Genomic DNA, 17,815 nt, shown 5'->3' with positions numbered 1-17,815 from the left:
TTCAGCAGTACCTTCCGTCGCCCCGCCAGGGACGTCCCCGAACGCCCCTGACGACTGGGTCGCCCGCAGCCTGCGCGCGGTATGGCATCCGTGCACGCAGATGAAGCACCACGAACGTCTGCCGCTCGTGCCTGTCGCGCGGGGTCAGGGCGCGTGGCTCTACGACCGCGCCGGCCATCGCTATCTCGACGCGATCAGTTCGTGGTGGGTCAATCTGTTCGGTCACGCGAACCCGCGCATCAACGCGGCGCTGAAAGATCAGCTCGATACGCTCGAACACGCGATGCTCGCCGGCTGCACGCACGAGCCCGCCGTCGAACTCGCCGAACGTCTCGGCGCGCTGACCGGCAACACGCTCGGCCACGCGTTCTTCGCCTCGGATGGCGCGTCGGCGGTCGAGATCGCGCTGAAGATGAGCTTCCACAGCTGGCGCAACCGGGGCTTTGCCGACAAGCAGGAATTCGTCTGCATCGCCAACAGTTACCACGGCGAGACGATCGGCGCGCTCGGCGTGACCGACGTCGCGCTGTTCAAGGACGCCTACGATCCGCTGATCCGTCACGCGCATGTCGTCGCCTCGCCCGATGCGCGGCTCGCGCAGTCGGGAGAGACCGCCGCCGACGTCGCGCGCCGCGCGCTCGACAACGTGCGCACGCTATTCGACGCGCGCGCGAACCGCATCGCCGCGCTGATCGTCGAGCCGCTCGTGCAATGCGCGGCCGGCATGGCGATGCACGACGCGTCGTATATCGCGGGCTTGCGCGCGCTGTGCGACGCATACGGCGTGCATCTGATCGCCGACGAAATCGCGGTCGGCTGCGGACGCACCGGCACCTTCTTCGCCTGCGAACAGGCGCGCGTGTGGCCGGACTTCCTGTGTCTGTCGAAAGGCATCAGCGGCGGTTATCTGCCGCTGTCGATCGTGCTGTCGCGCGACGAGATCTTCGCGGCCTTCTACCACGACGACACCGCGCGCGGCTTCCTGCACTCGCACTCGTACACCGGCAATCCGCTCGCGTGCCGCGCGGCGCTCGCGACGCTCGACCTGTTCGCGAGCGACGACGTGCTCGCCGCGAACGCACGCAAGTCGGCCACGCTGAAAGCCGCGCTCGCGCCGCTCGCCGGGCATGCGCAGGTGCGCAATCTGCGCCAGTGCGGCACGCTCTTCGCATTCGATGCGGTGATCGACGATGCTCAGCAGGCCCGAACGTTTTCGCGCCGCTTCTTCGACAACGCGTTGCAGCGCGAGTTATTGCTGCGCCCGATCGGCACCACCGTGTACCTGATGCCGCCGTACATCCTCGACGACGAAGAACTCGCGCTGCTTGCCGCCCGCACGCGCGAGACCTTCGACGCCACGCTCGCGGAGGTCCGCTGATGCATCTGCTCGACACGCTCGCCGCAGGGCTCGCAGACATCGACGCGCGCGGATTGCGCCGTCGCCGCCGCACCGCCGATACGCCCTGCGCCGCGCACATGACGGTCGACGGCCGCGAGATCATCGGCTTCGCGAGCAACGACTACCTCGGCCTCGCCGCGCATCCGCAACTGATCGAGGCCATCGCCGAAGGCGCGCGCCGGTACGGCGCGGGCAGCGGCGGCTCGCATCTGCTCGGCGGCCACTCGCGCGCGCATGCGCAACTCGAAGACGATCTCGCGGAATTCGCGGGCGGCTTCGTCGACGACCCGCGCGCGCTGTATTTCAGCACCGGTTATATGGCGAACCTCGCGACGGTGACCGCGCTCGCGGGCCGCGGCACGACGCTGTTCTCCGATGCGCTCAATCACGCCTCGCTGATCGACGGCGCGCGGCTGTCGCGCGCCGATGTGCAGGTCTATCCGCACGGCGACATGGACGCCTTGAGCGCGCTGCTCGAAGCCTCGGCGTCGGACGTCAAGGTGATCGTCTCCGACACCGTGTTCAGCATGGACGGCGACATCGCCCCGCTGCCGCGTCTGCTCGCACTCGCGGAACGGCACGGCGCCTGGCTCATCGTCGACGATGCGCACGGCTTCGGCGTGCTCGGCCCGCAAGGCCGTGGCGCGGTTGCGCAGGCCGCGCTGCGCTCGCCGCATCTGATTTCGATCGGCACGCTCGGCAAGGCGGCCGGCGTCTCGGGCGCGTTCGTCGTCGCGCATGCGACTGTGATCGAATGGCTCGTGCAGCGCGCGCGTCCGTATATCTTCACGACCGCGTCGGTGCCGGCGGCCGCGCATGCGGTGTCGGCGAGCCTGCGCATCATCGGCGGCGAGGAAGGCGAGGCGAGGCGCGCGCATCTTCGGCAGTTGATCGAGCGCACGCGCGCGATGCTGAAGGCGACGCCGTGGCTGCCCGTCGACTCGCATACCGCCGTGCAGCCGCTCATCATCGGCGCGAACGATGCGACGCTCGACCTCGCCGCCGCGCTCGATCGCGCCGGTTTGTGGGTGCCCGCGATCCGGCCGCCGACCGTGCCCGCCGGCACGTCGCGTCTGCGTATTTCGCTCTCGGCCGCGCATTCGCATGCGGACCTCGACCGGCTCGCAGCGGGCCTGCAACAACTCGAAGGGCACGGCGCATGAGTCATAAGAATTCCACCGGCGAGGCGCTGTCGCTGTTCGTCACCGGCACCGATACGGAAATCGGCAAGACGTTCGTGTCGTCGGCGCTGTTGCGCGGCTTCGTGCGCGAGGGTCTGCAAGCGGCCGCGATGAAGCCGATCGCCGCGGGCGCGTTCGACGTGGACGGCGTGCTGCACAACGAAGACGCGGATCAACTCGATGCCGCGTCGAGCGTGCTGCTGCCGCCCGCGCTGCGCACGCCGTATCTGCTGAAGGAACCGGCTGCGCCGCATATCGCGGCCGCGCTCGAAAACGTGACGTTCGATCTCGACCATATCGTCGCCTGCCACCGGGAAGCGCTGACGCGCGCGGACGTCGTCGTGGTCGAAGGCGTCGGCGGCTTTCGCGTGCCGCTCACCGCGACGCAGGACACCGCCGATCTCGCGGTCGCGCTGAAGCTGCCGGTCGTGCTCGTGGTCGGCATGCGGCTCGGCTGCATCAGCCACGCGCTGCTGACCGCCGAAGCGATCGCCGCGCGCGGCCTCACGCTGGCGGGTTGGGTCGCCAATCGCATCGATCCGGACATGACGTTCCCCGACGAAAACATCGCGTCGATTCGCGCGCATCTTTCGCGCGCCTACGGCGCGCCGCTGCTCGGCAGCGTGCCGCATCTCGATCCGCTTTCGCCCGAGCTTGCGGCACGGCAACTCGACCTTCAACCGCTTCTGCACACGCTGCGCCGATTGCGCGCGGCCTAGCCGCTGCCTCGCAGCGCTGAACCCTATTTCATCCGTACACGAGGATCGATCACATGACACAACTGAACATCGCGGCGGGTACCGCCGACACGAGCGCCGACAGCAATCCGAACCCCACCGCCGCTGAAGCAAAGCCGCTCGCGCGCTGGCGCGTCGCCGATATCGTCGCGCTGTACGAACTGCCGTTCAACGACCTGCTGTTCCGCGCGCAGCAAACGCACCGCGAGCATTTCGACGCGAACGCCGTGCAACTGTCGACGCTGCTGTCGATCAAGACCGGTGGCTGCGAGGAAGATTGCGCGTACTGTCCGCAGTCGGTGCATCACGACACGGGCCTCGCCGCCGACAAGCTGATGGCCGTCGACGACGTGCTCGCCGCCGCCCAGGTTGCCAAACGGAACGGCGCGACGCGCTTCTGCATGGGCGCCGCGTGGCGCAATCCGAAGGACCGTCACCTCGAACCGATCAAGGACATGATTCGCGGCGTGAAGGCAATGGGCCTCGAAACCTGCGTGACGCTCGGCATGCTCGAAACGCACCAGGCCCAAGCGCTGCGCGACGCGGGCCTCGACTACTACAACCACAACCTCGATACGTCGCCCGAGTTCTACGGCCAGATCATCTCGACGCGCACCTATCAGGACCGTCTCGACACGCTCGAACGCGTGCGCGACGCGGGCATCAACGTGTGCTGCGGCGGCATCGTCGGCATGGGCGAATCGCGCCGCGAGCGCGCGGGGCTGATCGCGCAGCTCGCCAACATGGAGCCGTATCCGGAATCGGTGCCGATCAACAATCTCGTGCAGGTGCAAGGCACGCCGCTCACCGGCACCGAGGCGATCGATCCGTTCGAGTTCGTGCGCACGATCGCGATCGCGCGCATCACGATGCCGCGCGCGATGGTGCGTCTGTCGGCAGGCCGCGAGCAGATGGACGAAGCCTTGCAGGCGATGTGCTTCCTCGCCGGCGCGAATTCGATTTTCTACGGCGACCAGTTGCTGACGACGAGCAACCCGCAAGCCGAAGCCGATCGCAAGCTGCTCGCGCGTCTGGGCATTCGCGCCGAGGCCGCGCAGCAGATGCCGGTCGAACAGAGCGGTTGCGAGCATGGCTGTGCGCAGGGTCATGAGGAGCATGCGGCGCCGAACTGAGCCGCTGAATCGTTGCGCCTCGCAGCGCCTTTGTACCGCCTGGCCGCATACGCCGGGCGTGCGTGCATGAAACAAGGCTGCCTCGTTTCGCGAGGCAGCCTTGTTCTTTTGACGCGAAACCCGGTGCTGACGTCCAGCGCACGATGATCCGATCGAACCTGCCGCCATCGGCACGATGAAAAACCGTGGCCGCCCATGCGCGGCGCGCAGCGCTCACACGAACGCGTGCTGCGCGGCCTCGAACGTCTCTTCGCGAAAGCGCAGCGGCGCCGCGCAATGCACGAGCGTATCGACGAAGTACTTCGCGCGCGGCCACGGCCCGAAGCCGGCCGCCGTGTTGATATGCCCCGCATCGCCGAGATTGACGAACGCACTGCCTAAACGCTGCGCGAGATCGCGCGCATCGGCGAGCGGCATCCACGGATCGGTTTCGCTGCCGATCAGAATAGACGGCACGCCGATACGCCGCGCCTCGAACGGTCCCGCGAACGCGAATTTGCGCGGACTCGCGGGCGCGACGAACAGCACGCCGGCCACCTCGTTCGCGAACGCGCTCTGCTGCAACGCCTGCGCGGTCGCGAGGCAGCCGAAGCTATGCGCGGCCAGCACGAACGGCCCGCGTTCGCGCGCGAGCAGATCGCGCAACGACTTCGCCCATCGCGCGATATCGGGCGCATCCCAGTTGGCCTGCTCGACGCGCAGCGAGCGCGCGAACTGCCGCTCCAGCCACGTCTGCCAATGCGCGCCTTCGCTGCCATGCAGACCGGGCACGGTGACGAGCCGTGGCGGCCATGTCGATCGGGTGCATGAAAACATGGAGATGCCTCGCTGCGGGAATCCGGGCAATCATTGTCATGCCGCGCGGCGCGCGGGCGAACCAAGTTTTTGTGCTTTGGTTATCGGGGTAAGGGGGAACATGAGGAAATGGGGGAATGGCAAAACCCGGCGAAACCCGGCCACGCCATGCGCCAACGAGGGCAAACCTGTGCGAACGCGCGCAATCCGCGTCGAAAAAGTAGAATGAGGCCTATCCATCACGGGAGGAGACCCGATGCCGCACGCGTCGTCCCATGCGCTTCAACCGCCGCCGTCCTTGCCGCCATGCCGGCTTGCCGTGGCGGCGGTCCGCCCCGCTCCCGCGGGCCTCGGCCCGGATACCTCCGCAGCCCCCACCACGAACGCGTTCCGGACCGTATGAAAATCCTCTTCTACATGCCGCATGCCGATGCCGCCGCCTGGCTGCGCGATCTCGCGCGTGCGCTGCCCGCCGCCGAATTGCGCGAGTGGCAACCGGGCGATACGGAGCCGGCCGACTTCGCGATCGTGTGGCGCCCGCCGCGCGAAATGCTGGCCGGGCGCGACACGCTGCGCGCGATCTTCAATCTCGGCGCGGGCGTCGATGCGATCCTCGCGCTCGAACGCGAGCATCCAGGCACCCTGCCGCGCAGCGCGCCGCTGATCCGCCTCGAAGACACCGGCATGGCCGCGCAGATGGCCGAATACGTGACGCACGCGGTGCTGCGCTATCAGCGCCGCTTCGACGAATATCAGGTGCTGCAAAACGAGCGGCGCTGGCAGGTGCTCGCGCCGCATCCGCTTGAGAGCTTCACGGTCGGCATACTCGGACTCGGCGTGCTCGGCACGCACGTCGCTCGAACGCTTGCGTCATTCGGCCTGCCGGTGCGCGGCTATAGCCGCAGCGCGAAGCAGATCGACGGCATCGCGACATTTGCGGGCGACACGCAGTTCGATGCCTTCCTCGACGGCGTGAAGGTGCTCGTGAATCTGCTGCCGCACACGCCCGACACCGAGAGCGTGCTGAACGCGCGCAACTTCGCGAAGCTCGCGCACGGCGCGTATCTGATCAACATCGCGCGCGGCGCGCACCTGGTCGAGGCGGATCTGCTCGACGCGCTCGCGAGCGGTCAGCTTGCCGCCGCCACGCTCGACGTGTTCCGCGAAGAACCGCTGCCCGCCGCTCATCCGTTCTGGCGCGAGCCGCGCATCACGATCACGCCGCACATCTCGGCGCTGACGTTGCGCGAGGAAGGCATCGCGCAGATCGCGCTCAAGATCGATGCATTGACGCGCGGCGAGCCGGTCAGCGGCGTGGTGAATCTGGCGCGCGGGTACTGAGGCCGGGCGCGCGAGGCGAGGCGAAGCGCATCGGCCTGAACGACAGCAACGCCGCAAGCAACGGCGGCCCCCATCTCAGATGGGACCTAGATGGGATCGCAATAAACGCAAGGGATCGGAGACAGATCATGGCCTTACCCAAGCAGGTGAAAATCGTCGAAGTCGGTCCGCGCGACGGGCTGCAGAACGAAAAGGAATTCGTGCCCACCGCGACGAAGATCGAACTGATCGACCGTCTCTCGGCGGCCGGGTTCGTCAACGTCGAGGCGGCGTCGTTCGTGTCGCCGAAATGGGTGCCGCAGATGGCCGACGGCGCCGACGTGATGGCCGGCATCGAGCGCCGTCCCGGTACGATCTACTCGGTGCTGACACCGAATCTGCGCGGCTTCGAAGGCGCCGTCGCCGCGCGTGCCGACGAGATCGTGATCTTCGGCGCGGCAAGCGAAGCGTTTTCGCAGAAGAACATCAATTGCAGCATCGCCGAAAGCATCGAGCGCTTCGTGCCGGTCGCCCAGGCCGCGAAGGAGCACGGCCTGCGCATTCGCGGCAGCGTCTCGTGCGCGCTCGGCTGCCCGTATCAGGGCGACGTGCCGGTGGCTTCCGTCGTCGACGTGGTGCAGCGCTTCGCGGCGCTCGGCTGCGACGAGATCGATATCGCCGACACGATCGGCGTCGGCACCGCGGAGCGCACGCGCGAAGTGTTCCAGGCAGTCACCGAGGCGTTTCCGCGCGAGCATCTGTCGGGGCACTTCCACGATACCTATGGCCAGGCGCTCGCCAACATCTACGCGGCGCTCCTCGAAGGCATCGAGATTTTCCATGCGTCGGTCGCGGGGCTCGGCGGCTGTCCGTATGCGAAGGGCGCGACCGGCAACGTCGCGACCGAAGACGTGCTGTATCTGATGAACGGCCTCGGCATCGAAACCGGCATCGATCTCGCGCAGGTGGTCGCCATCGGCGATTTCATTTCGAACGCGATCGGCCGGCCCAACGTGTCGCGCGCCGGCAAGGCGCTGCTCGCGAAGGCGCGCAGCGAAGCGAATACCTGCGCGTAACGAACGAATAATCGCGCGCCTCACCCGTATCGTCACATCTCAATCAGGATCACCCACGATGAGCGACCTCGCCCCCTTCGACTCCGACGATCTCGCCGCGCTGCCCGACTCGGCGCGCCGCGTCGCGCTGCTGCTGCGCGAACGCGGTCACGCGGGCCGGATCGTGATGTTGCCGGAAACCGGCAAGACTTCTGCCGAAGCCGCCGCCGGACTCGGCTGCGCGGTCGCGCAGATCGCCAAGTCGATCCTGTTTCGCCGCCGCGAGGACGACGCGCCCGTGCTCGTGATCGCGAGCGGCGCGAATCGCGTCGACGAACGGAAGGTGGCCGCGCAGGTCGGTGAAGTCGGCCGCGCGGATGCGAAGTTCGTCCGCGAAAAAACCGGCTATGCGATTGGCGGCGTCTGTCCGGTCGGCCATGCCACGGAGCCGGTCACGCTGATCGACGCCGATCTGCTCGCGCTCGACAGCCTGTGGGCCGCCGCCGGCCATCCGCACGCGGTGTTCAACCTGACCGCGCAGGAGCTGGTCGCGCTGACGGGCGCGCCGGTCGTCGACGTCGCGCTGCGCGAAACGGCCTGAGCACCGCGATGACGACGACGAGCGGCAGCGGCTACGAGCACCTGAACGACGACGGCTCGGTGCCGTCGCCGTGCATCAGCGTGTGCAGGATGGATGCGGCGACGGGCTGGTGCGAAGGCTGCCTGCGCACGATCGACGAAATCGCCGGCTGGTCGATCTTCGACGACGACGCGAAACGCGCGGTGTGGGACGCGATCGAAGCGCGTCACGCGGAGTTCATGGCGAAGCACACGAAGGAGCGGCCATGAACGCGCCGCGTGTCGTCACGCTGGGCGAGACGTTCAGCTCGACGGTCTCGTTCCCGGCGGATTCGATCAAGTCGTTTTCGCGGCTCGTCAACGATCTGAACCCGCTGCATCTCGACGAAGCGTATGCGGCGCAAAGCCGCTTCGGCGGGCTGATCGCCTCGGGCACGCAGCCCACCGCGTATTTCATGGCGCTGCTCGCGACGCATTTCTCGACCTACGCGCAGCCGCTCGGCCTCGAGTTCGACATCAAGCTGAAAAAAGCGGTGCATGTGCACGACACGCTGACGCTCACCTGGCGCGTGCGCGACGCTCACTGGAAGCCGAGCCTGAACGGCGATCTGACCTGTCTCGAAGGCTCGGCCGTCAATCAGCATGGCGAACTGATGTTGACCGGCACGTCGACGATTCTGGTCATGCCTAAACTCACCGAGTCCGCCGAACAGGCGGATGGCGGGCCCGCGCTATCATGATCGCGCTGCCCGCCTCGATGCGCGTGTTCGAGCGCGGCTGGCTGTCGTCGAACAACGTGCTGCTCGTCGACGACGCCTGCACCGCGCTCGTCGACACCGGCTATGCGACGCACGCGCCGCAAACCGTCGCGCTGGTACGCTCGGCCCTGAAAACACGGCCGCTCGACCTGATCGTCAACACCCATCTGCATTCGGACCACTGCGGCGGCAACGCGCTATTGCAGGCGACATGGCCGTGCCGCACGCTGATTCCAGCATCGGAAGCGAGCGCGGTGCGCGAATGGGACGAAGCCCGCTTGAGCTTTCGCGCCACCGGTCAGACCTGCGAGCGCTTCGGCTTCACCGGAACGATCGCGCCCGGCGCACAGTTGCGGCTCGGCGCGCTCGACTGGCAGGTGCTCGGCGCGCCCGGTCACGATCCGCATTCGCTGATGCTGTATTGCGCCGACGAACGCATCCTGATCAGTGCCGACGCGCTCTGGGAAAACGGCTTCGGCGTGATCTTTCCCGAGCTCGAAGGCGAGAGCGGCTTCGCCGAACAGCAGGCGGTGCTCGATACGATCTCGACGCTCGACGTGCGCGTCGTGATTCCGGGCCATGGCGCGCCGTTCACGCATGTCGAACAGGCGCTGGAACGCGCGTTTTCGCGCATCGCGTGGCTGCGCGCCGATCCCGCGCGCAATGCACGCAATGCGCTGAAGGTGCTGATCGTGTTCAAGCTGCTCGAAGTGCGCGAGATGAGCTTCGACGCGCTGCTGCGCATGACCGGCGAGGCGGCCGCAATGCGCGCCGCCGCGTCGCTGCTGAAGCCGAGCAGTGAATGGCCCGCGTTGCTGCGAGGCATGATCGAGGAACTGGCGGCCCACCAGGGGCCGCTCGCGGTGGATGGCGCGCGCATCGTCGCGCGGCGTTAAGGCACTCAGGCGAACCGGCCGCCCAAACCGTCCCCACAAAAAGAAAGCCGCTCGACGAAGCGAGCGGCGGAACTTCTGTTGGACGTGATCAGCGTCGGTACGAATAATACGCGTGCTGTTTTTTGCAACGCATCGGTGATTTCCCTACAGAAATTTGACGGCGTGTTTCAAAAGCGCATACACGGCCGGTTGCAAAGCGGCGGCAGGCGCCTGAGTCCGTGCGATTGGCCCGCTCATATGAACAATGACAGGCGCGTGTTACTCCGGAATCCGTAGCATTTTCGTTTGCGGCGTGGCATTCATCAAACCGTCAAACCAGCGCATCGTCACGTCGACGACCAACGCTTGCGCGGCACGATCCGCCAGCCGAGATTGACGCCGGCCGCCGCAATCAGAATCAGCGCCGCGCCGAGCACCTGAATCCACGCGAGCGTTTGCCCGAACGCGAACCGATCGACAATGATCGCCACCACCGGATAGATGAACGACAGCGCCCCTGTCATCGACGTCGGCAGCTTCTGGATCGCGCCATACAGCAGCACGTACATGAGCCCCGTGTGCACGACGCCGAGCACAACCAGTTCGAGCCACTGCGCGCCGCTTGCCGGCAGCGCATCGAAGCGCACGAACGGCGCAAGCAGCAGCACGCCGAGCGCCACCTGGAGCAGCGCGATCAGATGCGGCGGCGTGCCCTTCAAGCGCTTCGTGATGATCGACGACACCGCGTACATCGCCGCCGCGCCGACCGCATACGCGACGCCGACCAGATACTGCCCCGGCACCGCGAGCACGGCCGGCTCGACCTTCACGACGAACACGAGGCCGACGAAGGCGACCGCGAGCCACGCCATCGTCGAGGCGCTGATGCGCTCGCGAAACACGAGCGCGCCGAGCGCGACCAGCATGAACGGCTGCGTGTTGTAGACGGCCGTCGCCATCGAAATCGACGCGCGCGAATACGCGGCGAACAGCAGCACCCAGTTGATGACGATCGCAACGCCGCCGAAGAGCGCGAGGCCGAGCATCTTCCACGAGAACAGCTCGCGCCGGAAAAGACCGAGCACCGCGCAAACGAGCGCGAGCGTCGCGCCGCCGAAGAGGCAGCGAAAAAACACCACGTTGAAAGGACTTTGCTGCGACGACACCACGAGCCAGCCGATGGTGCCCGACATCAGCATCGCCATGCTCATCTCCGCCGCGCCGCGGCGGATCTCGCTGGAACGCTTGTCTGAAGCCATGATTCGATCCCGTCGATACCTGCATGCGGGCAGTGTAATCAATCCGCCGGCGCCAATACATGGCTAAACTTAAGCGTCGCGGCGATTTCACCGCTTAAACGAAGGTCATCATGAGCAAACGCCTTGCTTCGGCGGCCCCCGTCGCGCTCGACGCAACCGACCGCCTGCTGCTGGCCGCGCTCGCGCAGGACGCGCGCCAGGCGGTCAGCGAACTCGCGCGCCAGGTCGGCCTATCGGCGCCCAGCACGGCCGAACGCGTGCGGCGGCTCGAAGCGCAGGGCGTGATCGAGCATTTCACGGTGCAGATCGATCCGCGCGCGCTCGGCTACACGCTGCAGGCGATCGTGCGCGTGAAGCCTCTGCCCGGTCAGCTGCATCTGGTGGAAGACGTGATCCGGCGCATTCCGGAATTCGTCGAATGCGACAAGGTGACCGGCGACGATTGCTTCATCTGCCGCCTTTATCTGCATTCGATCGAACAGCTCGACGAGATTCTCTCGAAGGTCACCGAGCGCGCGGAGACGAGCACGGCGATCGTCAAATCGACGCCGGTCGCGCGACGCCTGCCGCCGCTCGATTGAGGGGCGTGGGCCCAAGCCCGAACGAAGCGCGCTACTGCTCGACCGCCTCGAAGAACGACAGCATCTCGGCGACCAGTTCGCCCGGCGCTTCCTCGGGCAGATAGTGCCCGCAGGCCAGCGCGCGGCCGCTCACGTCGCGCGCGACGTGCCGCCATTCGGCCAGCGCGTCGAAGCATTTCTCGATCACGCCCTTGTCGCCCCACAGCACGCGCAGCGGACAGCCGATCTTGTTGCCGCGCTCGATGTCGGCGCGATCGTGTTCGAGGTCGATGCTGGCCGACGCGCGGTAGTCCTCGCACATCGCATGCACCGCGCCCGGTTGCGCGAGCGCGGCGCGATAGGCGTCGAGCGCGGCGGGCGCGAACGGCGCGAGGCCCGCGTGACGGCCGCCCATCACCGCATCGACATAGGCGGCCGGATTCGCGCCGATCAGCGTTTCGGGCAGCGGCTCGGGCTGGATCAGGAAGAACCAGTGGAAATAGTGCGTCGCGAACGTGCGGTCGGTGGCTTCGTACATCGCGAGCGTCGGCGCGATGTCGAGCAGCATCAGACGCTCGACCGCGTCCGCGTGATCGAGCGCCATGCGATGTGCGACGCGCGCGCCGCGATCGTGCGCGCAGACAAGAAAGCGCTCGAAGCCGAAGTGGCGCATCACCGCGACCTGGTCGGCGGCCATCGTGCGTTTCGAGTACGGCGTGTGCGCGGCATCGCTCGGCGGTTTGCCCGATGCGCCGTAGCCGCGCAGGTCGGTAGCGATCACGGTGAAATGTTGCGCGAGCGGCGCGGCACAGCGCTCCCAGATCAGATGCGACTGCGGATGGCCGTGCAGCAGCAGCAGAGGCGGCCCCGCGCCGCCCTTCACTCCGAAAATATCGACATCGCCCACGGCGACGCGAAAGGGCGTGAAATTCTCGAAGGCCATGGCGTCTCTTGGTCGTTTGAGGGTGTCAGCATTGTAGAAGCCCGTCATGTCCGCGCGAGGTGGGTTAACCCACGCAAACATAGAACCTGAACACTCCTTCGAACTGTTCCGCACGCGCTGGCCGCACCGAGGCTATGGGCTTCACCTATAATCGCACGATCGTTCTTAAATTTTTGGGTGGCTTTGGGCGACCGCACCGTGGTTCAGCCACGAAGGCGGTCGACGCCGCGGCAAGCAGAGATACCGCCTGGGCATCGACGCGGCGCAGGCCGGGTGCCGCTACACTCATCGAAGACACAGGAGACTCCCATCATGGCATTGCCCGCCGTTCTGCAAAATCTCGCGCTGCCCGTCGTCGCCTCGCCGATGTTCATCGTCAGCTATCCCGAACTGGTGCTGGCCCAGTGCAAGGCTGGCATCGTCGGCTCGTTCCCGGCCCTCAACGCGCGTCCGGCCGAACTGCTCGACGAATGGCTCACGCAAATCCAGGCGCAGCTCGCCGAGCACAAGGCGGCCAACCCCGCGGCGATCATCGGGCCGATCGCCGTCAATCAGATCGTCCATCAGTCCAATACGCGGCTCGAACACGACGTGCGCGTGTGCGTCGAGCACAAGGTGCCGATCTTCATCACGAGCCTGCGCGCGCCGGCGCGCGAGATCGTCGACGCGGTGCACAGCTATGGCGGCATCGTGCTGCACGACGTGATCAACCTGCGGCATGCGCAGAAGGCGCTCGAGGCCGGCGTCGACGGTTTGATTCTGGTTGCCTCGGGCGCGGGCGGCCATGCGGGCACGACCTCGCCGTTCGCGCTGGTCGGCGAAGTGCGGCGCATTTTCGACGGCCCGATCGTGCTGTCGGGTTCGATCGCGAACGGCGGCTCGATTCTCGCCGCCCAGGCGATGGGCGCGGACCTCGCGTACATGGGCACGCGCTTCATCGCGACCCAGGAAGCGCACGCGGTCGACAGCTACAAGCAGGCCATCGTCAACGCCAGCGCCTCGGACATCATTTACACGAACCTCTTTACCGGCGTGCACGGCAACTACATCCGCGAGAGCATTCTGAACGCGGGGCTCGACCCGGACGCGCTGCCCGAATCGGACAAGACCAAGATGAACTTCGGCAGCGACAAGGCAAAGGCATGGAAGGACATCTGGGGTGCGGGCCAGGGCGTCGGTCTGATGGACGACGTGCCGAACGTCGGCGAACTCGTGCAGCGCCTGAAGCAGGAATACGACGACGCGAAGGCGCGGCTCGGTATCGTTCGCTGAGCGCGCCCGCCGCTCACCCGCATCCGTTACTGCGCGCCACGCGCCTCATGCCGGTATCGAAGCTCGCGCAACACTCGAAGCGAAGCGGCAAGGCCGCCGCTTCGAGCCGCGCGCCTACATGTTGCGCCGATACTGCCCGCCCACCTCGAACAGCGCGCGCGTGATCTGCCCGAGCGAACACACGCGCACCACGTCCATCAGCACCGCGAACACGTTGGCGTCGTCGATCACCGCGCGCTTCAGGCGTTCGAGCGCTTCGGGCGCGGTGTCGCGATGGCGCGTCTGGAACGCGCGCAGCCGCTGCAACTGACTCTGTTTTTCCGCATCGGTGGAACGCGCCAGCACGATCGGCCGCGGCGCTTCGTGCGGATGCGCGCTCAGAAACGTGTTCACGCCGACGATCGGATACGAGCCGTCATGCTTGCGATGCTCGTACAGCATCGACTCGTCCTGGATGCGTCCGCGCTGATAGCCGGTTTCCATCGCACCGAGCACGCCACCGCGCTCGGTCAACCGCTCGAACTCGGCCAGCACCGCTGCCTCGACGAGGTCGGTCAGCTCGTCGATCACGAAGCTGCCCTGGTGCGGATTCTGGTTCTTCGCGAGCCCCCATTCGCGATTGATGATGAGCTGGATCGCGACCGCGCGGCGCACCGAATCCTCGGTCGGCGTCGTGATTGCTTCGTCGAACGCATTCGTATGCAGCGAGTTGCAGTTGTCGTAGATCGCGATCAGCGCCTGCAGCGTCGTGCGGATGTCGTTGAAGTCGACCTCCTGCGCGTGCAGGCTGCGGCCCGAGGTCTGCACGTGATACTTGAGCTTCTGGCTGCGCTCGTTCGCGCCGTAGCGCTCGCGCATCGCTACCGCCCAGATGCGTCGCGCGACGCGGCCAAGCACCGTGTACTCCGGGTCCATGCCGTTCGAGAAGAAGAACGACAGATTCGGCGCGAAGTCGTCGATCGACATGCCGCGCGCGAGATACGCCTCGACGTACGTGAAGCCGTTCGCGAGCGTATAGGCGAGCTGCGAGATCGGGTTCGCACCGGCCTCGGCGATGTGGTAGCCGGAGATCGACACCGAATAGAAATTGCGCACGCCGTGCTCGACGAAATACGCCTGGATGTCGCCCATCACTTTCAGGCTGAACTCGGTCGAGAAGATGCAGGTGTTCTGCCCCTGGTCTTCCTTGAGGATGTCGGCCTGCACGGTGCCGCGCACGTTTTCGAGCGCAACGCGGCGCGTTGCCGCGAGTTCGCTTTCGCTGAGCGGGCGGCCTTGCTCCGCTTCCTTGCGTGCAATCTGCTGGTCGATCGCAACATTGAAGAACATCGCGAGGATCGTCGGCGCGGGGCCGTTGATCGTCATCGAGACCGAGGTTTCCGGCGAGCACAGATCGAAGCCGTCGTAGAGCGTCTTCATGTCGTCGAACGTCGCGACCGATACGCCCGAATTGCCGACCTTGCCGTAGATATCGGGGCGCTCGTGCGGCTCCTCGCCGTAGAGCGTCACGGAGTCGAACGCGGTCGATAGCCGTTTGGCCGGCATCCCTTCGGAGAGCAGCTTGAAGCGGCGGTTCGTGCGCTGCGGATCGCCCTCGCCCGCGAACATGCGGGTCGGGTCTTCGTTCTCGCGGCGAAACGGAAACACGCCGGCCGTGAACGGGAAATAGCCAGGCAGATTGTCGAGCAGCAGCCAGCGCAGAATCTCGCCGTGATCGGCGAATTTCGGCAGCGAGACTTTGCGGACTGGCAAGCCCGAGAGCGTCGTCACCGTGAGTGCGGTGCGGATTTCGCGCTCGCGAATGCGCACGACGTGTTCGTCGCCGGAATAGGCGGCGACGATTTGCGGCCAGGTGTCGAGCAGTTGGCGCTCGCGTTTGCCGAGCGCGACACTGCGTTGGTCGATCAGGGCATCGAGGGAGGAGAGCAACGGGTTGGATTGGGTCGCATCGAGGCTTGCGTTCGAGCTTGCGTGCGCTCGCGTATCGGACGATTCGTTGTCGGCAGCCTGCACCGCGTTTGCATCGCTCCGCGCATTGGCGTTCATATCCACGCCTGAACTGGCGGTCCCCGTCGCCACCATCGCCGTGCTCGCCCACGCCTGTGCTGCCACTCCTGCTTCGCCAAGCATCCGGCGCGTCTCGACCAGTTGCCAGCGTTCGCGTGCGATACGCGCCTGCGCGTCGGCACGCTCGCGGTAAGCGCGCAGCGTCCCGGCGATATCGGCCAGATAACGCACTCGCGCAGACGGCACGATCGCATGCAGGTTGCTCGAACAGCGCGCACCGTCGGGCGCGCCGAGCCGTCCGCCGCCCTCGCGCAAACCATGACGGCGCAGCGCCTCGGCGATATGCCGGTACAGCGCGGTCACGCCGTCGTCATTGAAACGCGACGCGATCGTGCCGAACACCGGCATCGCGCCCGGCGGCGTCGCGAAGTCGGCGCGGTTGCGCTGCACCTGTTTCGCGACGTCGCGCAGCGCGTCCTGCGCACCCTTGCGGTCGAACTTGTTGATCGCGACGAAGCTCGCGAAGTCGAGCATGTCGATCTTTTCGAGCTGGCTCGCCGCGCCGAACTCGGGCGTCATCACGTACAGCGACTCGTCGACGAACGGCACGATCGCCGCATCGCCCTGACCGATCCCGGACGTCTCGACGACGATCAGATCGAAGCGCGCCGCCTTACACAGCATCAGCGCGGCGGGCAGCGCATCGGAAAGCTCGCTCGACGCCTCGCGCGTCGCCATCGAGCGCATATAGACGCGCGCGCCGCCGCCCCAATCGCCGATCGCGTTCATGCGGATGCGGTCGCCGAGCAAGGCACCGCCCGATTTGCGGCGCGACGGGTCGATCGCGAGCACGGCGATGGTCAGCGCGTCGCCGTAGTCGAGCCGGAAGCGGCGGATCAGCTCGTCGGTCAGCGACGATTTGCCCGCGCCGCCCGTGCCGGTGATGCCGAGCACGGGCACGTAGGCCGCATCGGCCAGCGATCGCAGTTGGTCTCGCGCGGGAGCGTCGGCGCTGGCGGATTCGAACGCGCTGATCAGTTGGGCGAGGCGGCGGAAGACGGGAGTGGTGGAGTCGGTGGAGTCGGCGCAGCGCGTGCTCGCGCGCGCCGCTTCGCACGGCCGGCTCGCTCCGGCACCTTGCCCACCTTGCACGTCGTCTGCCTCGCGAATTGCCGGGGCGGCCTCGCTCGCCTCGGCTCGCCGCTCATCGATATGCGCCGTCTCCAGCGAACCAGAACCGCCGAAGCGCGGCAACGGCTGCGCGGCAAGCCCGGCGAGCCATTCGTCCACCGGCGCCGGCCGTGCCGCACCGGCCGCGCGCGCGCCTTCGACACAGCGCGCGATCATGTCGTCGATCATGCCTTGCAGACCGAGCCGCTGGCCGTCGTGCGGCGAGTAGATTTTCTCGACGCCGTCGCGTTCGAGCGCGGCGATTTCCTCGGGGACGATCACTCCGCCACCGCCGCCGAACACCTTGATACGCTCGCCGCCGCGCGCGCGCAACAGCTCGACGAGATAGCGGAAGTATTCGTTGTGGCCGCCCTGGTAGCTCGACACGGCGACGCCGTCGGCGTCCTCGTTGAGCGCGGCGGTCGCGACTTCATCGACGGAGCGGTTGTGGCCGAGGTGAATCACCTCGACGCCGCTCGCCTGCAGGATGCGTCGCATGATGTTGATCGACGCATCGTGGCCGTCGAACAGCGCGGCGGCGGTAACGAAGCGCAGCCGCCGGCCGGCGGGCAACGCGTGGCTGCCGGCGCGCCGCGGCGTGGACAGATCGGTCATGTCTCCCCCGGATCATGAGCTGACGGGTGCTGGCAACCAGTATAGCCAAACGGGGTAAGGCGGCAGGAGCGCAGGCCCGGCGAGCGGTCCGGGGGCTTGGGCGGACGGTTCGGCGTCGTTGTCCGACTGCGCTTTTGAGCACGCTTTTTTGAGCACG

At 66.8% G+C, this 17,815-nt stretch carries 16 protein-coding genes; 12 read left to right on the top strand and 4 right to left on the bottom strand.

Annotated elements, in window-relative coordinates:
* Positions 1–100: 100 nt before the first annotated feature.
* From bioA to bioB, 4 genes are read left to right on the top strand one after another with little or no spacing between them, the layout of a single operon-like run.
* Positions 101–1,378, top strand: coding sequence for an adenosylmethionine--8-amino-7-oxononanoate transaminase (gene bioA, locus F3J19_RS14280; protein ID WP_240158938.1), 1,278 nt, complete (start codon positions 101–103; stop codon positions 1,376–1,378).
* A complete protein-coding gene (gene bioF / locus F3J19_RS14275) occupies positions 1,378–2,562 on the top strand; it encodes an 8-amino-7-oxononanoate synthase (protein WP_167042340.1) in 1,185 nt (394 codons plus the stop codon). The genes bioA and bioF overlap by 1 nt, the downstream gene beginning before the upstream one ends.
* A complete protein-coding gene (gene bioD, locus F3J19_RS14270; RefSeq protein ID WP_167042339.1) occupies positions 2,559–3,299 on the top strand; it encodes a dethiobiotin synthase in 741 nt (246 codons plus the stop codon). The genes bioF and bioD overlap by 4 nt, the downstream gene beginning before the upstream one ends.
* Positions 3,300–3,352: 53 nt before the next feature.
* A complete protein-coding gene (bioB, locus tag F3J19_RS14265) occupies positions 3,353–4,450 on the top strand; it encodes a biotin synthase BioB (RefSeq protein ID WP_167042337.1) in 1,098 nt (365 codons plus the stop codon).
* Between the two features lie 213 nt (positions 4,451–4,663).
* On the opposite strand, the gene F3J19_RS14260 is transcribed toward bioB, so the two are convergent.
* On the bottom strand, positions 4,664–5,266 hold the full coding sequence (locus F3J19_RS14260) for an alpha/beta hydrolase (protein ID WP_167042336.1): 603 nt from the start codon (positions 5,264–5,266) through the stop codon (positions 4,664–4,666).
* A gap of 378 nt (positions 5,267–5,644) precedes the next feature.
* Between F3J19_RS14260 and F3J19_RS14255 the strand changes: the two genes are divergently transcribed.
* From F3J19_RS14255 to F3J19_RS14230, 6 genes are all read left to right on the top strand, one after another.
* The gene (locus F3J19_RS14255) at positions 5,645–6,586 is read left to right on the top strand and encodes a glyoxylate/hydroxypyruvate reductase A (protein WP_167042334.1); all 942 of its coding nucleotides are present in this window, start codon (positions 5,645–5,647) and stop codon (positions 6,584–6,586) included.
* Between the two features lie 128 nt (positions 6,587–6,714).
* Complete coding sequence (locus F3J19_RS14250; protein WP_167042332.1) at positions 6,715–7,641, top strand: hydroxymethylglutaryl-CoA lyase; 927 nt, start codon at positions 6,715–6,717, stop codon at positions 7,639–7,641.
* 58 nt (positions 7,642–7,699) lie between these two features.
* Entirely contained in the window at positions 7,700–8,221 is a 522-nt protein-coding gene (locus F3J19_RS14245) for a YbaK/EbsC family protein (RefSeq protein WP_167042330.1), read from the top strand.
* 8 nt (positions 8,222–8,229) lie between these two features.
* On the top strand, positions 8,230–8,469 hold the full coding sequence (locus F3J19_RS14240) for a DUF1289 domain-containing protein (RefSeq protein ID WP_167042328.1): 240 nt from the start codon (positions 8,230–8,232) through the stop codon (positions 8,467–8,469).
* Positions 8,466–8,939: a MaoC family dehydratase gene (locus F3J19_RS14235; protein ID WP_167042326.1), complete on the top strand. Its 474-nt coding sequence runs from the start codon at positions 8,466–8,468 to the stop codon at positions 8,937–8,939. The genes F3J19_RS14240 and F3J19_RS14235 overlap by 4 nt, the downstream gene beginning before the upstream one ends.
* Positions 8,936–9,853, top strand: a complete 918-nt coding sequence (locus F3J19_RS14230) for an MBL fold metallo-hydrolase (protein ID WP_167042324.1) — start codon at positions 8,936–8,938, stop codon at positions 9,851–9,853. Before F3J19_RS14235 ends, F3J19_RS14230 begins: the two co-directional genes overlap by 4 nt.
* 326 nt (positions 9,854–10,179) lie before the next feature.
* Here the strand turns inward: F3J19_RS14230 and F3J19_RS14225 are convergent, their stop codons facing one another.
* Positions 10,180–11,091 carry a DMT family transporter gene (locus tag F3J19_RS14225; protein ID WP_167042322.1) on the bottom strand — a complete coding sequence of 304 codons (912 nt, stop codon included), beginning with the start codon at positions 11,089–11,091 and terminating at the stop codon, positions 10,180–10,182.
* Positions 11,092–11,201: 110 nt separating this feature from the next.
* Here F3J19_RS14225 and F3J19_RS14220 point away from each other — a divergent pair, with 110 nt between their 5' ends.
* On the top strand, positions 11,202–11,672 hold the full coding sequence (locus F3J19_RS14220) for an Lrp/AsnC family transcriptional regulator (RefSeq protein WP_167042319.1): 471 nt from the start codon (positions 11,202–11,204) through the stop codon (positions 11,670–11,672).
* A gap of 31 nt (positions 11,673–11,703) precedes the next feature.
* On the opposite strand, the gene F3J19_RS14215 is transcribed toward F3J19_RS14220, so the two are convergent.
* Complete coding sequence (locus tag F3J19_RS14215; RefSeq protein WP_167042317.1) at positions 11,704–12,594, bottom strand: alpha/beta hydrolase; 891 nt, start codon at positions 12,592–12,594, stop codon at positions 11,704–11,706.
* 312 nt (positions 12,595–12,906) lie between these two features.
* On the opposite strand from F3J19_RS14215, the gene F3J19_RS14210 reads away from it, so the two are divergent.
* Positions 12,907–13,866 carry a nitronate monooxygenase family protein gene (locus tag F3J19_RS14210; protein ID WP_167042315.1) on the top strand — a complete coding sequence of 320 codons (960 nt, stop codon included), beginning with the start codon at positions 12,907–12,909 and terminating at the stop codon, positions 13,864–13,866.
* A gap of 114 nt (positions 13,867–13,980) precedes the next feature.
* Here F3J19_RS14210 and F3J19_RS14205 read toward each other — a convergent pair whose 3' ends face one another.
* Entirely contained in the window at positions 13,981–17,658 is a 3,678-nt protein-coding gene (locus tag F3J19_RS14205) for a methylmalonyl-CoA mutase family protein (protein ID WP_167042313.1), read from the bottom strand.
* Between the last annotated feature and the right edge of the window lie 157 nt (positions 17,659–17,815).

It is taken from the genome of Burkholderia sp. Ax-1724, from assembly GCF_011752995.1.
GTDB lineage: Bacteria > Pseudomonadota > Gammaproteobacteria > Burkholderiales > Burkholderiaceae > Paraburkholderia.
This window is presented reverse-complemented; position numbering and strand designations above follow the sequence as displayed.

Excerpts from the sequence above, each read along its gene's own strand:
- bioA (WP_240158938.1), top strand. The coding sequence starts at position 101 with ATGAAGCACCACGAACGTCTGCCGCTCGTGCCTGTCGCGCGGGGTCAG.
- bioF (WP_167042340.1), top strand. The coding sequence starts at position 1,378 with ATGCATCTGCTCGACACGCTCGCCGCAGGGCTCGCAGACATCGACGCG.
- bioD (WP_167042339.1), top strand. The coding sequence starts at position 2,559 with ATGAGTCATAAGAATTCCACCGGCGAGGCGCTGTCGCTGTTCGTCACC.
- bioB (WP_167042337.1), top strand. The coding sequence starts at position 3,353 with ATGACACAACTGAACATCGCGGCGGGTACCGCCGACACGAGCGCCGAC.
- F3J19_RS14260 (WP_167042336.1), bottom strand. The coding sequence starts at position 5,266 with ATGTTTTCATGCACCCGATCGACATGGCCGCCACGGCTCGTCACCGTG.
- F3J19_RS14255 (WP_167042334.1), top strand. The coding sequence starts at position 5,645 with ATGAAAATCCTCTTCTACATGCCGCATGCCGATGCCGCCGCCTGGCTG.
- F3J19_RS14250 (WP_167042332.1), top strand. The coding sequence starts at position 6,715 with ATGGCCTTACCCAAGCAGGTGAAAATCGTCGAAGTCGGTCCGCGCGAC.
- F3J19_RS14245 (WP_167042330.1), top strand. The coding sequence starts at position 7,700 with ATGAGCGACCTCGCCCCCTTCGACTCCGACGATCTCGCCGCGCTGCCC.
- F3J19_RS14240 (WP_167042328.1), top strand. The coding sequence starts at position 8,230 with ATGACGACGACGAGCGGCAGCGGCTACGAGCACCTGAACGACGACGGC.
- F3J19_RS14235 (WP_167042326.1), top strand. The coding sequence starts at position 8,466 with ATGAACGCGCCGCGTGTCGTCACGCTGGGCGAGACGTTCAGCTCGACG.
- F3J19_RS14230 (WP_167042324.1), top strand. The coding sequence starts at position 8,936 with ATGATCGCGCTGCCCGCCTCGATGCGCGTGTTCGAGCGCGGCTGGCTG.
- F3J19_RS14225 (WP_167042322.1), bottom strand. The coding sequence starts at position 11,091 with ATGGCTTCAGACAAGCGTTCCAGCGAGATCCGCCGCGGCGCGGCGGAG.
- F3J19_RS14220 (WP_167042319.1), top strand. The coding sequence starts at position 11,202 with ATGAGCAAACGCCTTGCTTCGGCGGCCCCCGTCGCGCTCGACGCAACC.
- F3J19_RS14215 (WP_167042317.1), bottom strand. The coding sequence starts at position 12,594 with ATGGCCTTCGAGAATTTCACGCCCTTTCGCGTCGCCGTGGGCGATGTC.
- F3J19_RS14210 (WP_167042315.1), top strand. The coding sequence starts at position 12,907 with ATGGCATTGCCCGCCGTTCTGCAAAATCTCGCGCTGCCCGTCGTCGCC.
- F3J19_RS14205 (WP_167042313.1), bottom strand. The coding sequence starts at position 17,658 with ATGACCGATCTGTCCACGCCGCGGCGCGCCGGCAGCCACGCGTTGCCC.